Consider the following 17,384-nt stretch of genomic DNA (forward strand, 5'->3'; position numbering starts at 1 on the left):
TCTTTTGGCGGTAGCTTTGGTTAGAATATAAAGAGGATCAGTTCTCCTAATAAACTTCTTTAAAGTTTATTAGGGGTGACCTATTACAGTAGATTGGAATGCAAACATCGTCCATAAATTAGTCTGAATGGGAATTGAGGTTTCGAGACAACACCCAGTTTTTGAAAAAACGTCACCTTCCGCAAAAGTGAAAGGTCTAACAAAACAACAAACATTGCTAAAAACTTTGTTTGCAGCATAACCTTTAATAGCCCTCCTGCTTTCGCAGAGGGTGACGCTCTCCCAAATTATGTTTAACTCTGTCTAAATTGTCGACTCAATTGAATTGCCATTTCTATTGATTGCTCGTAGTTTAGACGAGGATCAACCAGACTATGGTATGCAGTTTTCAGATCATCAGCTGCTAATCCGCGCGCACCACCAATACATTCGGTAACATTATCACCAGTAAGCTCAAAATGAACACCGCCTAAGTAACTACCCATACTACGATGGATTTCCCACGCTTGTTTTAATTCTAAAAGAATATTGTCAAAATGACGGGTTTTAATACCATCGGAAGTAGTTTCTGTATTTCCATGCATAGGATCACAAGACCATGTTACCGGAATTTTTGTTTTCTTTACTGCATCTATAAGAGGAGGAAGTAGTTTTTCTATATGTCGAGCTCCCAAGCGAGTAAACAACAAAAGCCGTCCTTCTTCTCTTTGTGGATTGGCTCTATTTAACACCTCTGCCAACCATTCTGGGGTAGCTCCCGGACCAATTTTAATGCCAATAGGATTTTCAACACCCCGCAGGAACTCTAAATGAGCACTATCGGTTTGTGCAGTGCGCATACCTATCCATGGCAAATGAGTGGAAAGGTTATACCATAGCCCATCATCCATTTTTCGTGTCAGCGCTTGTTCATAATGCAAATGCAAGGCTTCATGAGAAGTATAAAAATCTACTTTAGATAAACTACTGGATTGTGTTCCATCTATGGTATCTAAAAAATCTAAGGCATCAGCAATTGATTTTACTATAGTTTGGTATTCATCTTTCTGCTTTGAATGCTCTACAAACCCTAAGTCCCATTGTTGAGGATGATTAAGACTTGCAAATCCGCTATCAAGCAAACTTCGAATGTAATTTAAAGTAATCGCTGAGCAGTTGTAGGCTTGCAATAACAGTTTGGGATTGGGTTCTCTTGCTTCAGGAGTAAATTCAGGAGAGTTGACAAGATCGCCTCGATAGCTGGGCAAAGTAATACCATTAATCGTTTCATAATCAGAAGAACGAGGTTTTGCATACTGTCCAGCAATTCTGCCCACACGGATAATTGGTTTACGCAACCCATGTAACAAAATTAAACTCATTTGCAATATAATTTTTAGCTTATTACTGATGATCTCTGCACGACAATCGTTAAATGATTCAGCACAATCACCGCCTTGAAGAATAAATGCATCACCACGTCCAGCACGAGCAATTTCTTTTTTTAAATTTTTAATTTCGTTACTCGTTACTAATGGGGGTAATGCGCTTAATTGCTCCACAACTTTATTTAATTTTTTTTCATCAGTATATGTTGCAGCCTGTAGATATGAATATTGAAGCCAGGATATAGGCGACCACTTTTGCATAAATAAACCTAGATGATTTTTTTAAGTCTAAGTATGGAATAAATGAACATATACTGCAAGCACACATTTTTTAAGAAGTCAGGGCTTGAAATTTTATGATGCTGCCCCCATTTCCGTTGTTCGCCTTAGTTAAAGTAGGTTTGTTATAGAAATAACGATATTTTGTATATCGAACTGCTTTTATTTAGAATTGGCATCCGTATCAATGCGATGCCCAGCATTGCTAGGGAAAAGCGTTACGGGATAACGTGAACATCAAAGGCGACTTCTATGTTTTTGATGTTGCATTACGTTAGTTAGGTCCGTTAAACCTAACATTAATTTTCGAAGACCAGAGATATGATGAGTATGGGATTTTATAATCTATTGATATTAATTCTGGTAAATCAGGAGTATGTGCATGAGTAAGAAAGAAAAAAAAGATTGGCATCAATTTAAAGAACAGCATTTAAATGAAGAACAGCAGTCCCAAGATTCAGAAGAAGATAGTCTTGAGGTAACTTTGGACTCATTTGAACCCCAAGAGGCGTCTTTAGAGCACCCAAATTATGTTGAATTGAGTGAAAAACTTACTCTTACAGAACAGCAAGCTCATGAGAATTGGGAAAAGGCGGTACGTGCTCAAGCTGAATTAGATAATTTTCGCCGCCGAGCAGAACGAGAAATCGCTAATGCCCATCGCTATGGCGTTGAGAAATTGATTTCTTCTTTATTGCCTGTAATTGACAGCTTAGAACAAGCTTTGCAACTGGCTATAAAGGCAGAAGATGCATCGATGCGCGAAGGCTTGGAATTAACGTTGAAACTTTTTGTTGATGCATTGCAAAAATTTGAAGTGCAACAGATTGATCCTATTGGCGCTTCATTTGATCCTCAATTACATGAGGCAATGTCGATGCAGAATGCCCCAGATGCTGAACCAAATACGGTATTAGCTGTATTCCAAAAGGGTTACAAATTAAGTGATCGTGTGATTAGACCTGCGCGTGTTGTTGTATCGAAAAAATAAATTATAAGGTTAGTGGGTTGAAATTTGGCACATAATACCCATATAAGAATTATTGCATAAAAAATTACTACTTTGGAGCAAGAAATAGAATGGCAAAGATTATAGGAATAGACTTGGGTACCACCAACTCATGTGTTGCTGTAATGGAGGGTGATAAACCTAAGGTAATTGAAAATAGTGAAGGCCACCGTACTACTCCTTCCATTGTTGCTTTTACAGACGATGGCGAAGTATTGGTTGGACAATCTGCAAAACGTCAAGCAGTGACCAATCCAGATAGCACTTTATTTGCAATTAAACGATTAATTGGTCGTCGATTTGATGATGCAGTTGTTCAAAAAGATATCAAAATGGTACCTTACAAGATTATCAAAGCGGATAACGGTGATGCTTGGGTTCGTGTGAAAAGCCAGGATAAAGCACCACCACAAATTTCTGCTGAAGTATTGCGTAAGATGAAAAAGACTGCAGAAGATTATCTCGGTGAAGAAGTAAAAGAAGCAGTGATTACAGTACCTGCTTACTTTAATGATTCACAACGACAAGCTACAAAAGATGCTGGTCGCATTGCTGGTCTTGAAGTAAAACGTATTATTAACGAGCCTACTGCTGCGGCTCTTGCTTATGGCATGGACAAAAAACGCGGTGATTCAGTCATTGCAGTCTATGACCTCGGCGGTGGTACTTTTGATATTTCTATCATTGAAATTGCTGAGGTTGATGGAGAGCACCAATTTGAAGTATTAGCCACTAATGGTGATACTTTCTTGGGTGGTGAGGATTTTGATTTAGCATTGATTGATTACCTTGCTTCTGAATTCAAAAAAGATGCAGGTATTGATTTACATAATGACCCATTAGCATTGCAACGACTCAAAGATGCTGCTGAAAAAGCTAAAATTGAACTTTCTTCGGCACAGCAAACAGATGTGAATTTACCTTATATTACGGCAGATGCTTCTGGACCCAAGCATTTAAATATCAAGTTGACTCGCGCTAAATTAGAATCTTTAGTCGAGAAATTGGTTGAGCGTACAATAGAGCCTTGCAAAACAGCGCTAAAAGATGCAGGTTTAACCGTATCACAAATTAATGAAGTCATTTTAGTTGGTGGTCAAACACGTATGCCTTTAGTTCAAAAAACAGTGGAAGAGTTTTTTGGCAAAGAGCCACGTAAGGATGTGAATCCCGATGAAGCTGTTGCTGTAGGCGCTGCGATTCAAGCGGCGGTATTATCTGGAGAGGTGAAAGATATTCTATTGCTTGACGTTACTCCTTTATCTTTAGGTATTGAAACGATGGGTGGTGTTATGACGAAACTCATTGAAAAAAATACAACTATTCCCACCAAAACAGCACAAGTATTCTCTACTGCAGATGATAATCAAACTGCGGTTACTGTACACGTGCTACAAGGAGAAAGAGAGCAAGCGTCAGCGAACAAATCTTTGGGGCGATTCGATTTAAGTGATATTCCTTCTGCGCCACGCGGGATCCCACAAATCGAGGTTACTTTTGATATTGATGCAAATGGTATTCTTAATGTTTCTGCTAAAGATAAAGCTACAGGCAAGGCTCAATCAATTGTCATTAAGGCATCCAGTGGTTTGAGTGATGAAGAAGTCGACGCGATGATTAAAGATGCTAAATCTCACGCTGAAGAAGATAAGAAATTTAAAGAAATGGCTGATCTTCGTAATCAAGCAGATGGCTTAATTCACAGTTGTGAAAAATCGATGAAAGATCTCGCAACTGAGCTTGCCGAAGATGAGAAAAAAGGTATAGAAACTGCTATTGCTGAATTAAAAGAAGCAATTCAAGGTAGTGATAAAGCACAAATTGAAGATAAATTGAAAGTGCTAAGTGATGCATCTGCAAAAATGGCTGAGCGAGTTTATGCTAAAAAAGCATCTGAAGGACAGGCAGGGCAGGGGCAAGCACATCAGGAGCAGGCACAAACACAAGCACATGAATCAGCTAAGACGGATGAAAGTGTTGTCGATGCTGAGTTCGAGGAAGTAAAGGACGATAAGAAGTAATTGGTTCTATCGTAATATGATAGCCTGGGTATTCTAGCCTAGGTGAAGCAAAGCGTAACTTGAGAAATGAATGCTCATTTCTTGGGTTACGTTATTGTTGTGGTCATTATGTTTAAGAGCAATAATTTTTCTGTGCAGACAGAGGTCCCATTTTCTATAGTACATTGTGCTAACATTTATAAATGGGCCCCGTTTTTGCGTGGGAATGACTTTGACATAATGATAGAGACTTTATTGTTTCATACTGTTAGAAAAATCTAGACTGTGAAGCCTATTAATTTTTAAATTTTGTGAGTGGTTATGGAAAAGCGGGATTATTATGAACTTTTAGAAGTAAGTCGAACTGCCAGTGATGCTGAAATTAAAAAAGCATATCGCAAGTTGGCAATGAAGTATCACCCAGATCGTAATCCTGGCGATTCTGAAGCAGAAGAAAAATTTAAAGAAATTCAAAGCGCGTACAGTATTTTATCTGATCCACAAAAACGGGCTGCTTATGACCAATTCGGTCATGCAGGTGTTGATCCTTCTATGCGAGGTGGTCCTGGTGGCTTTGGTGGATTTGGTGGTTTTGGTGATGTCTTTGAAGATATTTTTGAAAATATTTTTTCAGGCGGACGCGCTTCTGGTCGACAATCACGTGGTCAACGTGGTGCTGATTTGCAATTCAATGTGCAATTAAGTCTTGAAGAAGCTGCTTTAGGTAAAGAAGTACAAATTACTGTTCCGAGACATGGAGCTTGTACTGTGTGTAATGGTTCTGGAGCAAAAGTAGGAACCCAACCAAAAACTTGTGAAACGTGTAATGGAATAGGACAAGTAAGAATCCAACAGGGTTTTTTCTCCATTCAACAAACGTGTCCCCATTGCCATGGAGAAGGAAAAATTATTTCTGACCCATGCTCAAGTTGCCATGGACAAGGCAGGATACGTGAAAGTAAAAAACTTACAGTCAAAATTCCGCCAGGTGTTGATAATGGTGATAGAGTACGTTTAGGTGGTGAAGGTGAAGCTGGAATGCATGGAGGTGGTCCAGGCGATCTTTATGTACAGGTTAGTATAAAAAAGCATGCCATATTTGAGCGATATGAAAATGATTTACATTGTGAAGTACCAATAAGTTTTATCACTGCAGCGTTGGGAGGTTCTATAGAAGTTCCTACTCTTGAAGGACGGGTCACGCTAAAGATTCCTGAAGAAACTCAAACAAGTAAAGTATTTCGTTTAAGGGGTAAAGGAATGAAATCCGTGCGAGGGCATGGTCAAGGTGATTTATTATGTAAAGTAGTTGTAGAAACTCCTGTTAATTTATCCCGTGAGCAAAAAGAATTATTAACAAAATTTCATGAATCACTTGAAAATGCTAAAGGAAATCATTCTCCACGCTCTAATTCTTGGTTTGCTGGCGTGAAAAAGTTCTTTGAAGACATGAAATTTTAAAATAAGTAAGTTACAATTGCTGGCATTTATCTTTATGTGCATTTTTTGAGCTTGGGTGATGAGCATCATTTTAGTGATGTAATGTTTCACTCAGGCCGAAATTAAAAAATCATTGTAAACAACTTAGAGTAGATCCATGATGAACCAACCAGCAATTTTAGCATTAGCCGACGGCACTATTTATCAAGGTATTTCTATAGGAGCGTCAGGTGATTGTGTTGGCGAGTTGGTTTTTAATACGTCGCTAACTGGCTATCAAGAAATGCTTACGGATCCTTCGTATGCACGACAAATCATTACTTTAACCACTGCACATGTCGGAAATACAGGATGCAATCATGAAGATATGGAATCTAATAAAGCGTGGGCTTCAGGTTTAGTCATCCGTAATGCTTCAATGACTCACAGTAATTATCGTGCCGAACAATCACTACAAGAATGGCTCAAAAAAAATGGAGTGGTTGCAATAGCAGATATTGACACTCGGGATTTAACCTTACGTTTACGTGAAAAGGGTGCCTTAGGGGCTTGTATAAGTACTAATATTGAAAATCCTGAATTGGTTTTGGCAAAAGCAAAATCTTTTTCTGGTTTACAAGGTGTGGATTTGGCACTGGAAGTTTCCAGAAAAACAATAGAACGTTGGCATGTTGGTTTGGGAGAATGGGGAAAAAATTCTCAACCGCAACAATTCCATGTAGTTGCTTATGATTTTGGTGTGAAACACAATATCTTACGCATCTTATATGACAAGGGCTGTCATTTAACTTTAGTACCTGCTAAAACCTCAGCAGCTGAAGTTTTAGCAATGAATCCTAATGGTATATTCTTATCGAATGGTCCCGGGGATCCACAAGCTTGTGATTATGCTATTCGTGCAACCCATGAATTTTTGGCACACAATATACCTATATTTGGTATTTGTTTGGGTTTTCAAATTTTAGCTTTAGCATGTGGCGGTGTGACTAAAAAAATGAAATTTGGCCATCATGGTGCAAACCATCCTGTTATTGAAACTGAAGGTAAAAAGCGTGTTTTTATAACCAGCCAAAATCATGGTTTTGCAGTAGATGAAGAGAGTTTGCCAGATTGCCTTGCTATTACCCATCGTTCTTTATTTGATAATACCTTACAAGGTATTAGACATAAAGAGAAGCCGGCTTTAGGTTTCCAAGGACATCCAGAGGCTAGTCCTGGCCCGCATGATATAGAAATAATATTTAATGAGTTTATACAGTTAATGAGATGAAAGTGGCTGTCCATTTTTCACCAAAATTCTGAGGATAATCTGGGGAGTGGGATCTGGAAAGCCAATAGCTTGATATACAAATACATATTTAAAGAGGATTAACAATGAATGAAAGTCATGTCTTTACTTCAGAATCTGTTTCCGAAGGACATCCGGACAAGATAGCTGATCAAATTTCAGATGCAATTCTAGATGCTATTTTAACGCAAGATCCAACCGCACGGGTGGCATGCGAAGTTTTTGTTAAAACAGGTATGGTATTGGTTGGTGGTGAAATCACTACTAAAGCGTGGGTAGATGTAGAGGCGGTTACACGACAAGTAGTTAAAGATATAGGCTATAACAGCTCACAAATGGGGTTTGATTGGGAATCATGTGCGGTACTGTCTGCAATAGGGAAACAATCTCCAGACATTGCCCAAGGTGTAGATAATCAAGAAACTAAAATTCTTGGTGCTGGAGATCAAGGTTTAATGTTTGGTTACGCGAGCCGTGAGACAGATGTTTATATGCCCGCGCCTATTGCTTATGCACATCGATTGATGGAGAAACAATCCTATTTACGTAAATCAGGTGCTTTACCTTGGTTGCGGCCAGATGCTAAATGTCAATTAACTTTAAAATACGAGCACGGGGTCCCTGTTGAAGTGGATACAGTTGTCTTCTCGACCCAACATGCAGCTGAAATTAGTCATAATGATTTAATTGAAGCTGTACGCGAAGAAATAATTAATACAACATTGCCTGCTGAGTGGTTGACCCGAAAAACTCGTTATTTCATCAATCCAACAGGTCGTTTTGTTATTGGTGGTCCTTTAGGAGATTGTGGATTAACAGGACGTAAAATTATTGTGGATACTTATGGTGGTATGGCTAGGCATGGGGGAGGGTGTTTCTCTGGTAAAGATCCTTCGAAAGTTGATCGCTCAGCAGCCTATGCAGCACGACATGTTGCTAAGAATATAGTAGCTGCAGGATTAGCCGATAAGTGTGAATTACAAATTTCTTACGCTATTGGCGTTGCTGAACCTACATCAGTTTTTGTTGAAACCTTTGGTACAGGACGATTAAAAGACAGTGAAATCATTGAGTTAATCAATACCCATTTTGATTTAACACCGCAAGGTATTATTGAATATCATGATTTACTTCGTCCAATCTATAGACAAACAGCAACTTATGGCCATTACGGGCGTGAAACTTTTCCTTGGGAACGTTTAGATAAAGTGGCTGAATTACGTAAAGCATTATGAGAGGAGGCTGTGATGGAATTAGTCGATAAAGCAGGAACTAGAGGCAATATGATTCAGGATTATAAAGTTGCGGATATGGCGTTGGCTTCTTGGGGACGCAAAGAAATTGCTATCGCAGAGACAGAAATGCCAGGATTGATGGCTTTGCGCGAAGAGTTTAGTTCAACAAAACCCTTAAAAGGTGCTCGTATTGCGGGTTGTTTGCACATGACCATTCAAACAGCGGTACTTATTGAAACTTTGGTTGCTTTGGGGGCCGAAGTTCGTTGGTCTTCTTGTAATATATTTTCTACTCAAGACCATGCCGCTGCTGCTATTGCAGCTAAAGGGATTCCGGTATTTGCTTGGAAAGGTGAAACAGAAGAGGAGTACTGGTGGTGTGTAGAACAAACACTGACTGGACCCAGCAACTGGGCACCTAATTTATTGTTAGACGATGGTGGTGATTTAACACAAATCATTCATCAAAAATATCCTCAATTATTACCTGAAATTAAGGGCGTTTCGGAAGAAACGACTACCGGTGTTGCTCGCTTGTATGAAATGGCCAAAAATGGTGAGTTAAGCATTCCTGCAATTAATGTGAATGATTCGGTAACTAAGTCTAAGTTCGATAATTTATACGGTTGTCGTGAATCTTTATTGGATGGTTTAAAACGAGCTACTGACGTGATGGTTGCAGGAAAAGTTGCTCTTATTTTAGGTTATGGAGATGTAGGCAAAGGCTGTGCTCAAGCTCTACGGGGCCAAGGTGCTATTGTTTTAATTGCTGAAATTGATCCTATTTGCGCTCTTCAAGCGGCTATGGAAGGTTACCGCGTTGTTACTTTAGATGATGTTGCAGAGCAAGTAGATATTGTGGTTACTGCTACAGGTAATTATCATGTAGTCACGCATGATCATATGAAAAGAATGCGGAATCAAGCTATTTTATGTAATATTGGTCATTTTGACTCTGAAATCGATGTACAAAGCTTGAAAAAATATCAATGGGAAAATATTAAGCCCCAAGTGGATCATGTTATTTTTCCTGATGGTAAACGCATTATACTTTTAGCTGAAGGACGTTTGGTTAATTTAGGTTGTGCAACAGGACACCCTAGTTTTGTGATGTCAGCTTCTTTTTCCAATCAGGTTTTAGCTCAAATTGAATTATTCAAAAATGCTGCACAATATGAAAAACAAGTTTATGTTCTTCCTAAACTGTTGGATGAAAAAGTCGCTCGATTGCATTTAGGTCGAATTGGCGTGAAGCTAACTCAATTAACTGATGAGCAAGCTAAATATTTAGGTGTTGAGAGCAAAGGTCCCTATAAACCGGATCATTATCGTTATTAATGCATAATTCGTAGCCTGGTGCTTGCAACCAGGCTTGCTCGTGGATAAATACGGACTATGGCTTCTTATTAAAGCTTTTTTTATTGGAACACTAAATTTCCGTCAATTCTTAGAAAATCTCCCGCATCCTCTATGAAAACTAGATGAACCTATTGCGAACTACTCAAATTTAAGTTTAAAACATGACGTATAGGGCAGCATCATTTTGAGATAATTTTGATCTTGTTTTGCGATTTATCTTATTGCATACTGATTGGCTGTGCATTTTTATAAGGAGATTTTGCATGTTGAAGTTAGGGATTTTAAGTCTTAGTCTTTTGTCTATCACCCATAATGCTTTTGCGACACCCGCACATGATACTGTTCGAGTGATTATCAAGTATAAAGAACAAATAACGAGCGTTTCTTCATTAAAGTCGCAAATAAAACAAATCACCCAATTACCTGTGAAGCAATTAAATCCTATGGCGAATGGAGCCTATTTATTAATTTTAGATTCTACAAATAGCTCTCTTTCTAAAGAAATAGATAATGAAGATACTGCTTCCTCAGTTTTGGAACGTCTGCGTAAAAATCCACAAGTTTTATATGCAGTGAAAGACCGAGTAAGTTATTTTAAACCTGTTCCCGATCCTGAAATTTTGGATGCTGGTAATTTATTATCACATGAAATTCAATGGGATGAATTTTCGCGCCCTGCTGGAATCATGTTGGAATCTAAGCCTGGTTCTAGAGATGGTGCTTGGTTTTATACTACTGGTTTGTCTAACGAGCCTGTAGTAGTTGCAGTATTAGATACTGGAATAGCCTTAAATGAAAATTTAATAAATAACCTTGTTAAAGATGAGGCTGGTAATATATGGGGTTGGAATTTTGCGGGAAATAATAATAATTTAATCGATGAGACCAAATCTTATCATGGGACTCATGTAGCAGGGACAATAGCAGGTTATGGTCATGTTATGAGTGGTATGGGAGAGGACTTAAAAATTCTTCCTTTAAAAATTCCTGGAAGTAACGGGATGTTTTATGAAAGCTCAGTAATTAATGCTATTTATTGGGCTGTAGGAGGAGATGTTCCTGGAGTTCCAAAGAATATCCATCCAGCAAAAATATTGAATATGAGTTTTGGCGTGGATAAAGGGCCTAATGAAGAAATTGATTATTGTGATCAAGCGTTACAAGAAGCTGTTTTTTTTGCCCGCGACAAAGGTGCTGTTCTTGCTGTAGCTGCTGGAAATGATAATGTATGGGAACATTTTAATGCCCCGGCAATTTGTAATGGGACTATTAAAGTTGCATCTACTGGGCCAGAGGGGCTTAGATCCTATTTTTCTAACTATGGTCCTAGTGTGACTTTAGCGGCTCCGGGAGGAGACAAGCGTTATGGGCTTTGGGGTGGTATTTTATCCACAGTGAATCCTGGTGGAGGCTATGGCGGTTCGGGATTTGATTTTTATCAAGGAACCAGTATGGCAACCCCCCATGTCGCAGGTGTTGCGGGATTAATTCTTGCCGCGAGTAATAAAGCACTTAGCTCTGAGCAAATTGAGCAGTTACTTTATATTACAACACATGATTTTGGAGTAAGCTCAGATCCGAATAAATCCTGTGTCGGGAAAAAACCTTGTGGGCATGGAATATTGGATGCTGAAAATGCCGTTAAGGCCGCAGCGGCAGGTTATGATTTACTCTTTTCATCCCCAAACATTAAAAGTTTAGCGATGAAAAATTGTGGAAAGAGTTCATTAGTACCAGGCAAGTCGCGTGTTGTTATGGATGGTGTTACGTGGGTACTAAATAACGCTGCTTGTGAAACCCTAGATAGTTTTCAAAAACCTCATATAGAGCAAACTAAAAATGGTTCTATTATTGCTTACTATGGTTCGGTAAGTTATCGCCTTGATCAAGGTTCTTACAAAGAATGTCAGGTTATTGGTTATGATGGAGTAGGGTGTTATTTATAATTATAATTCACCTCTCCTGAAAGCCACTGCTGTTGACTTAAGGAACTTGCAGTCGTTCCCGCGAAAGCGGGGATCCATGTTGATGGAGGCTCAATGCTTCTGTAAAAATGGATTTCTGCTTTCGCGAAAATGACGAAACTCTTAAGTCAATGGTAGTGCTTCTGAGCACTTATATTCCCAAGATTTATAACTTGTGAGTAAGATTGTAGCGAATATAGGAGGGGTAGCAGAAACTTAGGCCTCAGTAAATATTATTAGAAAAATGGGCGTAAGCGTTTTGCAGTCGCGCGTTGTTCTAATTGTTCTGAAGACATTTTAGGAGCTGGGTATAAAGTATATTGGGGACGTGGTTTATAGATTGAAGGCATTATTTGAAGTACTTCTTCTGCTTGTCTTAAAAGCAAATCAACTTTGTCATTTATTGGTTGGTGCAAATTAATTTTTTCATAGAGTTCTTTCGCCTCGCCTATGCCATTTAATATTGCTTGATAAAATTGAGAAATAGGTCCTCTAATGGCTGCTATATGATCAAAAATTGGTCCAACAGATTGGTGTTCTAAAAGTAGCTTCACATTATTTTGAAGTTGTTGAATTAAGCTTATAAAATGATTGTTTTGCGAAATAAGCTTTTGCATTCCTTTAATAATTGAGTTTTGTTTTACCGGTTTATTTGCCTTTAATCCAAATTGGACGTGATCTTTTTGATAATGGTTTGTAATTTTTAATAAAGCACTCACGAGTAGGGAGAGTGCATGAAGCATTTGTTTTAAATCATCATTGCCTAAAGCATAAGCTAACCGATCGAAATTCATTTTGGCTGAGTGTTGTGGTTGTACCCCCAAGAGGTAAAGCAGATTTTGATCCAATTGAAAAAGTATTGCTAAGGCATCTTGGCAGCTGAATCGATATTGCAGTACTAATTGAATGGAATACACTGTATCTTCCATAAAAGATACTTCGGCTGGTTTTGAATTATCACCCAGCTCATCTAAAATTTCTTCGGAAGATTTAATGTTTTTTCTAGCTTCATCTACTAGACTTTGTAACTGCTCTATTTTGATATCATTCATAGTGATTTTTAAAAACCTTTAACCGAGAAAGCAATTCATTATATTAACGTCATAATGGATAAGTGATCGAATCATGATCTCGAAGCCTTGTATGGGATTTAATGTCTCGTATCAAGGCCTTGAAACGATGCTTAAGCATCTTCTCAGCCCAGATGGGCCTAGATCTTATATATACGATACTCATTTTATATTATAAAACATAGATACGAGTTTCGACAAAAAATCTTTTTAATCACTAAAGTCAGCCTAAAGCCTAAAAGCAATAGATAACTCCATAAATATATATGAGTTCTCTTTTTTAGAGCTATAATTTCAATCATAATGCAGCTGATTTGATTTTATAAATTAAAGAAAAACATAGAGAAAAACTCAAAAAGGTTCATTTTAAAACTAGGAGAAAAAATGTTTATTAGACCTTTAATTGCTGTACTTAGTATGGGCTTGTATTTTAGTCCTATCTTAGCAGTTGCGGATGACATGAAAATGTGTAATGCAACCCAGCAAGGAAATTGTGAGCGTTTTTGTCAAGCACACCAAGGGGTTAAATCATGCATCATTGATATCACTAAAAGAAGCGGCACTTGTACTTGTGTGGATGGAACGTCACACACTAAATAAGGAATTAGGATCAGGAAACGAGAGTGGGGAAAGCCACTCTCGTATTTTGTGATCAATACCCATTTTATTTTCTTAGCACATTAAAACCGAGCGATGTTTAAATCACAACATGATTCAGTTACTTCATTTAAATGCGATACCGCTGTAGTAAGGCAACGACTCATCAAGTAAAGAGGATTAAAAGCAAGAGAAACAACCGCTGCACAAGTGGCAATAATACCCATAGTTGCATCAACTACTGTATTCGCCAGAGATTGCTTAAATGCAGAGCTTGTACTGAAACTGATTTCTGAGCTAGGGGTAAAAACGGCTAATAACAAAGCAGGAATAACTAATAATAAAGTTGCGATTAAATGAATCAAACTTTTTAAGAAAAATAATGCCGCATTGATACCTAACCAAAGAGGACTATAAATGGGGCATGCCAGCAAACTAGTAAATTCATCTAAAGTTTTAATCGGTTTGAAATAGGACTGTTGAGGAATAGGAATCAATTGAGAATATTTATTTCTTAATGAGTTATATTGATTCCAACTGTATCTAATATTTGAAAAAAAACTATTGCGATAAGGCATAATACATCTCTTTTTATTTTTATCTAATTACTGAATGATACTTAGTATCATTCAGGGATTATAAAGAAATTTTCCCGCAGGCAATACGTGTACCTCCGCCACCTAAAGGAGGATTATCACTATAATTATCTCCACCTTCATGAACCATAATAGAATGCCCTTGAATGTCTTTGGTTTTTAAACGAGGTGCTAATATGGGTGTTATTGCGGTTCCCTTACTATCAACCACCAATACTGGTAAATCACCTAGATGGCCTTGGCCATACGGACCTTGGTGACTGTTTGTATTCGCAGGATCTAAATGTCCTCCTGCATTCATAGCATGGTCGCCACAATCTGGATGTTGGTGAATATGAAAACCATGAATACCAGCGGGGAGTCCTGTTAGCTGTGGTTTAATCAATAAACCGTATTGACTGTCTTCAAAAACAACTTTTCCTGCTGAAGTTCCATTTGTTGTATAAACATCACTAGTTACAGTACCCGCATTCGAGGTGCTGGCAATCAACATAGCAAACAAACTGAATATAATTCGTTCTGGGTGATTTATTTTGGCCATATTTAAATCCTTTTTAGTGACAATTTTTCCATTCTAACATAGCATATCGGGTATAGGTCATTTAAACATTAAATTTCAAAATAATTTAAAGAAGTAAATACTTCTCTAAGGTTTTTATTATGACTCAATACGTAACAACGTCAAAGATTAGAACAGCTACTTTAGAAGATGCTGCGGCTATAGCTCAAATTCATATCTATTCTTGGCAAAAGATGTACAAAGATTTTATTCCAGAAACGATATTACAAAATCTATCCCTGCAAGAACGCACTCGGCAGTGGCATGATTTAATAATGCAAGATGTTAAAGTATTAATAATCGAAATCAATCAACAAATTGTTGGTTTTGCGAGTATAGGCATTTTTCATAATTTTGGTACCGATGGCTCAATGGGAGAAATCAAAGCAATTTATTTGCATCCTGATTATTGGCGCAAGGGATTAGGAACTCAATTATGCACAGCTGCTATTTCTGAATTAGCGAAATTGGGATATAAAAAAGTACTTTTATGGGTATTTGAAGACAATATTCAAGCGCGAAAATTCTACGATGCTCTAGGATTTGAAGCAACCAGCGCAACCAAACTGGAAGAGTTTTATGAGGGTGGTGCTTTATTAAAAGAAGTTCTTTATCAGAAAGTAATTTAATTTATTACGCGAAACAGGAACTGTTGGTGTTATCGATAATCTAATTGTTTGATTATGACTTTTATCGATCGTTTTTTATATACTAAAGCCACTATGATTTCAGTAGTTCATTGAAATTCCTTAAGCCACTGCAACTTATTTTGTTGCCAGAAATAAAGAAAAGTTAAAGCGGTTGGCGCCGGGTTTTGAGCAAATGTTTCACCTAGGACTCATAGAAGGAATTAAGATATTTGAAGGGTAAACCAAAAAAAAGCATGTTAATATTGGGACATTTGCAATTCATTGCAAAAAAAGCATTGTATACGCTACAAACTTTGATTTAAGTGCCACAAAAAGTTTGGCATACACGCTCATGTGGCAAGGGCAGGCATTGTAAATGTTGTGTCGCTTTTTGTTGTCGAAAAGGGTTTTTCAATACGGCCAAAAGAGAATCCATTAAAGTGCTTTCTTTATTTTCAATAAAATCTTTTATTGCATTTTCTACTAAATGATTTCTAGGAATATAAGCGGGATTCACCTGATTCATTCTATGTTTTATTTGTTGTAAATCGCCCTCTTGTTGGTTGATGTAATTTAACCAATCTAATACCCATTGCTTACTCTTAGGTTGGTCTCCTAGTGCTTTTATTAGATTCTTTTGTTCGCTATGAGAATCAATTGCATTACTCATAAGACGAAAAGTATTGGTAAAATCAGGCCTGTATTGTTGCATTAAACTAAAAAAATTATTAACTAATTCTGCAACCTGATTACTTTCACCAATTAAGCCTAATTTTTCTCTTACTTTTACACCCCAGTAATAATAAAAACGTTCCTTAAATGAATCCAATGTCTCGTATAATTGAGTTAATATTTGTTTTTCTTTAGGATCGAATAAAGGCAATAATGCATACTGGAATTGAGCTAAATTCCATTTGGCAATGGAAGCTTGATTGCCAAATGCATACCGACCAGAAACATCAATTGAGCTAAATACAGTATCAAAATCAAATTCATCCATAAATGCACAAGGACCATAATCAATGGTTTCACCAGAGATGGTCATGTTGTCTGTATTCATAACCCCATGAATAAACCCCACTCCCATCCATTCGGCAATGAGGTTAGCTTGGCGCTCAACAACGGCCCTAAATAATTCAAGATAAGGATTTTTACTTTGTAAAAGATCAGGATAGTGCCGTTCAAGTGCGTAGTTTGCTAAAGATTTTAATAAATGAGGCTCTTTGAGTGATGCAGCATATTCAAACGAACCTACTCGTAAACTGCTCGAAGCTATTCGTGTTAATACCCCTAGAGGTACAGGACCGTTTTGGCGATAGATTTGCTCTTCACTTGCAATGGCAGCCAAACAACGAGTGGTTGGAATTTTTAAACCATGCATTGCTTCACTAATGAGGTATTCTCTTAAAACCGAAGCCAATGGCGCTCTACCATCACCCATTCGCGAAAACTTTGTTCTGCCGGATCCTTTTAATTGTATATCCCATCGTTTTCCATCTTCGCTACATGCTTCACCAAGTAAAACCGCGCGACCATCGCCTAAAAGGGGGACATAGTAACCAAACTGATGTCCTGCATAAGCCAATGCAATGCTCTTAAGATGTTCTGGAACCCAATTCCCCGCATAAAAATTGAGACATTTTTTCTTATTGGACGGGGATATATGAGGTACTCTAAGAAAAGAAGCTAATTCATGATTGAATTTAACTAAATAGGGATTTGCAATGGGTGTAGGTGCAATTACCTCATAAAAATCAGCGGGTAATTTTAAATAAGAACTACTGTAAATGTTAGAAACCAAAGCAAACCTCGTTTTATTTTAAATGTTTTATCAACATCCTTCAATTTAATCTATAAATGTCAGTAATACATTGAGATGGAATGATACTGAATTAATTAATGGAGTGTCTACTTGACTCCGCAGTTTAACGAGCAAGGATAAATGCTCGGTGTTTTCTTATCTCGAGCTCACGTTAATTACTGTTCTTTTTA

14 protein-coding genes are annotated in these 17,384 nt (G+C 37.7%); 9 read left to right on the forward strand and 5 right to left on the reverse strand.

Annotated elements, in window-relative coordinates; all coding sequences use genetic code 11:
• Window positions 1-293: 293 nt before the first annotated feature.
• Entirely contained in the window at window positions 294-1,628 is a 1,335-nt protein-coding gene (locus tag Lsan_RS04515; RefSeq protein ID WP_058513326.1) for a 3-deoxy-7-phosphoheptulonate synthase class II, read from the reverse strand.
• 400 nt (window positions 1,629-2,028) lie between these two features.
• Here Lsan_RS04515 and grpE point away from each other — a divergent pair, with 400 nt between their 5' ends.
• From grpE to Lsan_RS04550, 7 genes are all read left to right on the forward strand, one after another.
• A complete protein-coding gene (gene grpE / locus Lsan_RS04520) occupies window positions 2,029-2,637 on the forward strand; it encodes a nucleotide exchange factor GrpE (protein WP_058513327.1) in 609 nt (202 codons plus the stop codon).
• An 89-nt stretch (window positions 2,638-2,726) separates the two neighbouring features.
• Complete coding sequence (dnaK, locus tag Lsan_RS04525) at window positions 2,727-4,676, forward strand: molecular chaperone DnaK (RefSeq protein ID WP_058513328.1); 1,950 nt, start codon at window positions 2,727-2,729, stop codon at window positions 4,674-4,676.
• Between the two features lie 300 nt (window positions 4,677-4,976).
• Window positions 4,977-6,116, forward strand: coding sequence for a molecular chaperone DnaJ (gene dnaJ / locus Lsan_RS04530; RefSeq protein ID WP_058513329.1), 1,140 nt, complete (start codon window positions 4,977-4,979; stop codon window positions 6,114-6,116).
• A 136-nt stretch (window positions 6,117-6,252) separates the two neighbouring features.
• Window positions 6,253-7,365 (forward strand): glutamine-hydrolyzing carbamoyl-phosphate synthase small subunit, encoded by a 1,113-nt coding sequence (gene carA / locus Lsan_RS04535; RefSeq protein ID WP_058513330.1) that lies wholly within the window; start codon window positions 6,253-6,255, stop codon window positions 7,363-7,365.
• A 104-nt stretch (window positions 7,366-7,469) separates the two neighbouring features.
• Window positions 7,470-8,618, forward strand: coding sequence for a methionine adenosyltransferase (gene metK, locus Lsan_RS04540; protein WP_058513331.1), 1,149 nt, complete (start codon window positions 7,470-7,472; stop codon window positions 8,616-8,618).
• Window positions 8,619-8,630: 12 nt separating this feature from the next.
• Window positions 8,631-9,956 carry an adenosylhomocysteinase gene (gene ahcY, locus Lsan_RS04545; protein ID WP_058513332.1) on the forward strand — a complete coding sequence of 442 codons (1,326 nt, stop codon included), beginning with the start codon at window positions 8,631-8,633 and terminating at the stop codon, window positions 9,954-9,956.
• Window positions 9,957-10,240: 284 nt separating this feature from the next.
• Window positions 10,241-11,923: a S8 family serine peptidase gene (locus Lsan_RS04550; RefSeq protein ID WP_058513333.1), complete on the forward strand. Its 1,683-nt coding sequence runs from the start codon at window positions 10,241-10,243 to the stop codon at window positions 11,921-11,923.
• A gap of 254 nt (window positions 11,924-12,177) precedes the next feature.
• Here the strand turns inward: Lsan_RS04550 and Lsan_RS04555 are convergent, their stop codons facing one another.
• Entirely contained in the window at window positions 12,178-12,993 is an 816-nt protein-coding gene (locus Lsan_RS04555) for a hypothetical protein (protein WP_058513334.1), read from the reverse strand.
• A 402-nt stretch (window positions 12,994-13,395) separates the two neighbouring features.
• On the opposite strand from Lsan_RS04555, the gene Lsan_RS04560 reads away from it, so the two are divergent.
• Window positions 13,396-13,611, forward strand: a complete 216-nt coding sequence (locus tag Lsan_RS04560; RefSeq protein ID WP_058513335.1) for a hypothetical protein — start codon at window positions 13,396-13,398, stop codon at window positions 13,609-13,611.
• Between the two features lie 80 nt (window positions 13,612-13,691).
• Here Lsan_RS04560 and Lsan_RS04565 read toward each other — a convergent pair whose 3' ends face one another.
• Complete coding sequence (locus tag Lsan_RS04565) at window positions 13,692-14,186, reverse strand: hypothetical protein (protein WP_058513336.1); 495 nt, start codon at window positions 14,184-14,186, stop codon at window positions 13,692-13,694.
• A 58-nt stretch (window positions 14,187-14,244) separates the two neighbouring features.
• A complete protein-coding gene (locus Lsan_RS04570; RefSeq protein WP_058513337.1) occupies window positions 14,245-14,745 on the reverse strand; it encodes a superoxide dismutase family protein in 501 nt (166 codons plus the stop codon).
• Window positions 14,746-14,864: 119 nt separating this feature from the next.
• Here Lsan_RS04570 and Lsan_RS04575 point away from each other — a divergent pair, with 119 nt between their 5' ends.
• Complete coding sequence (locus tag Lsan_RS04575) at window positions 14,865-15,392, forward strand: GNAT family N-acetyltransferase (protein ID WP_058513338.1); 528 nt, start codon at window positions 14,865-14,867, stop codon at window positions 15,390-15,392.
• 319 nt (window positions 15,393-15,711) lie between these two features.
• On the opposite strand, the gene Lsan_RS04580 is transcribed toward Lsan_RS04575, so the two are convergent.
• Entirely contained in the window at window positions 15,712-17,193 is a 1,482-nt protein-coding gene (locus tag Lsan_RS04580) for a protein adenylyltransferase SelO (RefSeq protein ID WP_058513339.1), read from the reverse strand.
• Window positions 17,194-17,384 lie beyond the last annotated feature (191 nt).

The organism is Legionella santicrucis, from assembly GCF_001468135.1.
Lineage (GTDB): Bacteria > Pseudomonadota > Gammaproteobacteria > Legionellales > Legionellaceae > Legionella > Legionella santicrucis.

Coding starts and splice junctions, on each gene's coding strand:
- Lsan_RS04550 (WP_058513333.1), top strand. CDS start 10,241: ATGTTGAAGTTAGGGATTTTAAGTCTTAGTCTTTTGTCTATCACCCAT.
- ahcY (WP_058513332.1), top strand. CDS start 8,631: ATGGAATTAGTCGATAAAGCAGGAACTAGAGGCAATATGATTCAGGAT.
- carA (WP_058513330.1), top strand. CDS start 6,253: ATGATGAACCAACCAGCAATTTTAGCATTAGCCGACGGCACTATTTAT.
- dnaK (WP_058513328.1), top strand. CDS start 2,727: ATGGCAAAGATTATAGGAATAGACTTGGGTACCACCAACTCATGTGTT.
- metK (WP_058513331.1), top strand. CDS start 7,470: ATGAATGAAAGTCATGTCTTTACTTCAGAATCTGTTTCCGAAGGACAT.
- grpE (WP_058513327.1), top strand. CDS start 2,029: ATGAGTAAGAAAGAAAAAAAAGATTGGCATCAATTTAAAGAACAGCAT.
- dnaJ (WP_058513329.1), top strand. CDS start 4,977: ATGGAAAAGCGGGATTATTATGAACTTTTAGAAGTAAGTCGAACTGCC.
- Lsan_RS04515 (WP_058513326.1), bottom strand. CDS start 1,628: ATGCAAAAGTGGTCGCCTATATCCTGGCTTCAATATTCATATCTACAG.
- Lsan_RS04565 (WP_058513336.1), bottom strand. CDS start 14,186: ATGCCTTATCGCAATAGTTTTTTTTCAAATATTAGATACAGTTGGAAT.
- Lsan_RS04575 (WP_058513338.1), top strand. CDS start 14,865: ATGACTCAATACGTAACAACGTCAAAGATTAGAACAGCTACTTTAGAA.
- Lsan_RS04555 (WP_058513334.1), bottom strand. CDS start 12,993: ATGAATGATATCAAAATAGAGCAGTTACAAAGTCTAGTAGATGAAGCT.
- Lsan_RS04570 (WP_058513337.1), bottom strand. CDS start 14,745: ATGGCCAAAATAAATCACCCAGAACGAATTATATTCAGTTTGTTTGCT.
- Lsan_RS04560 (WP_058513335.1), top strand. CDS start 13,396: ATGTTTATTAGACCTTTAATTGCTGTACTTAGTATGGGCTTGTATTTT.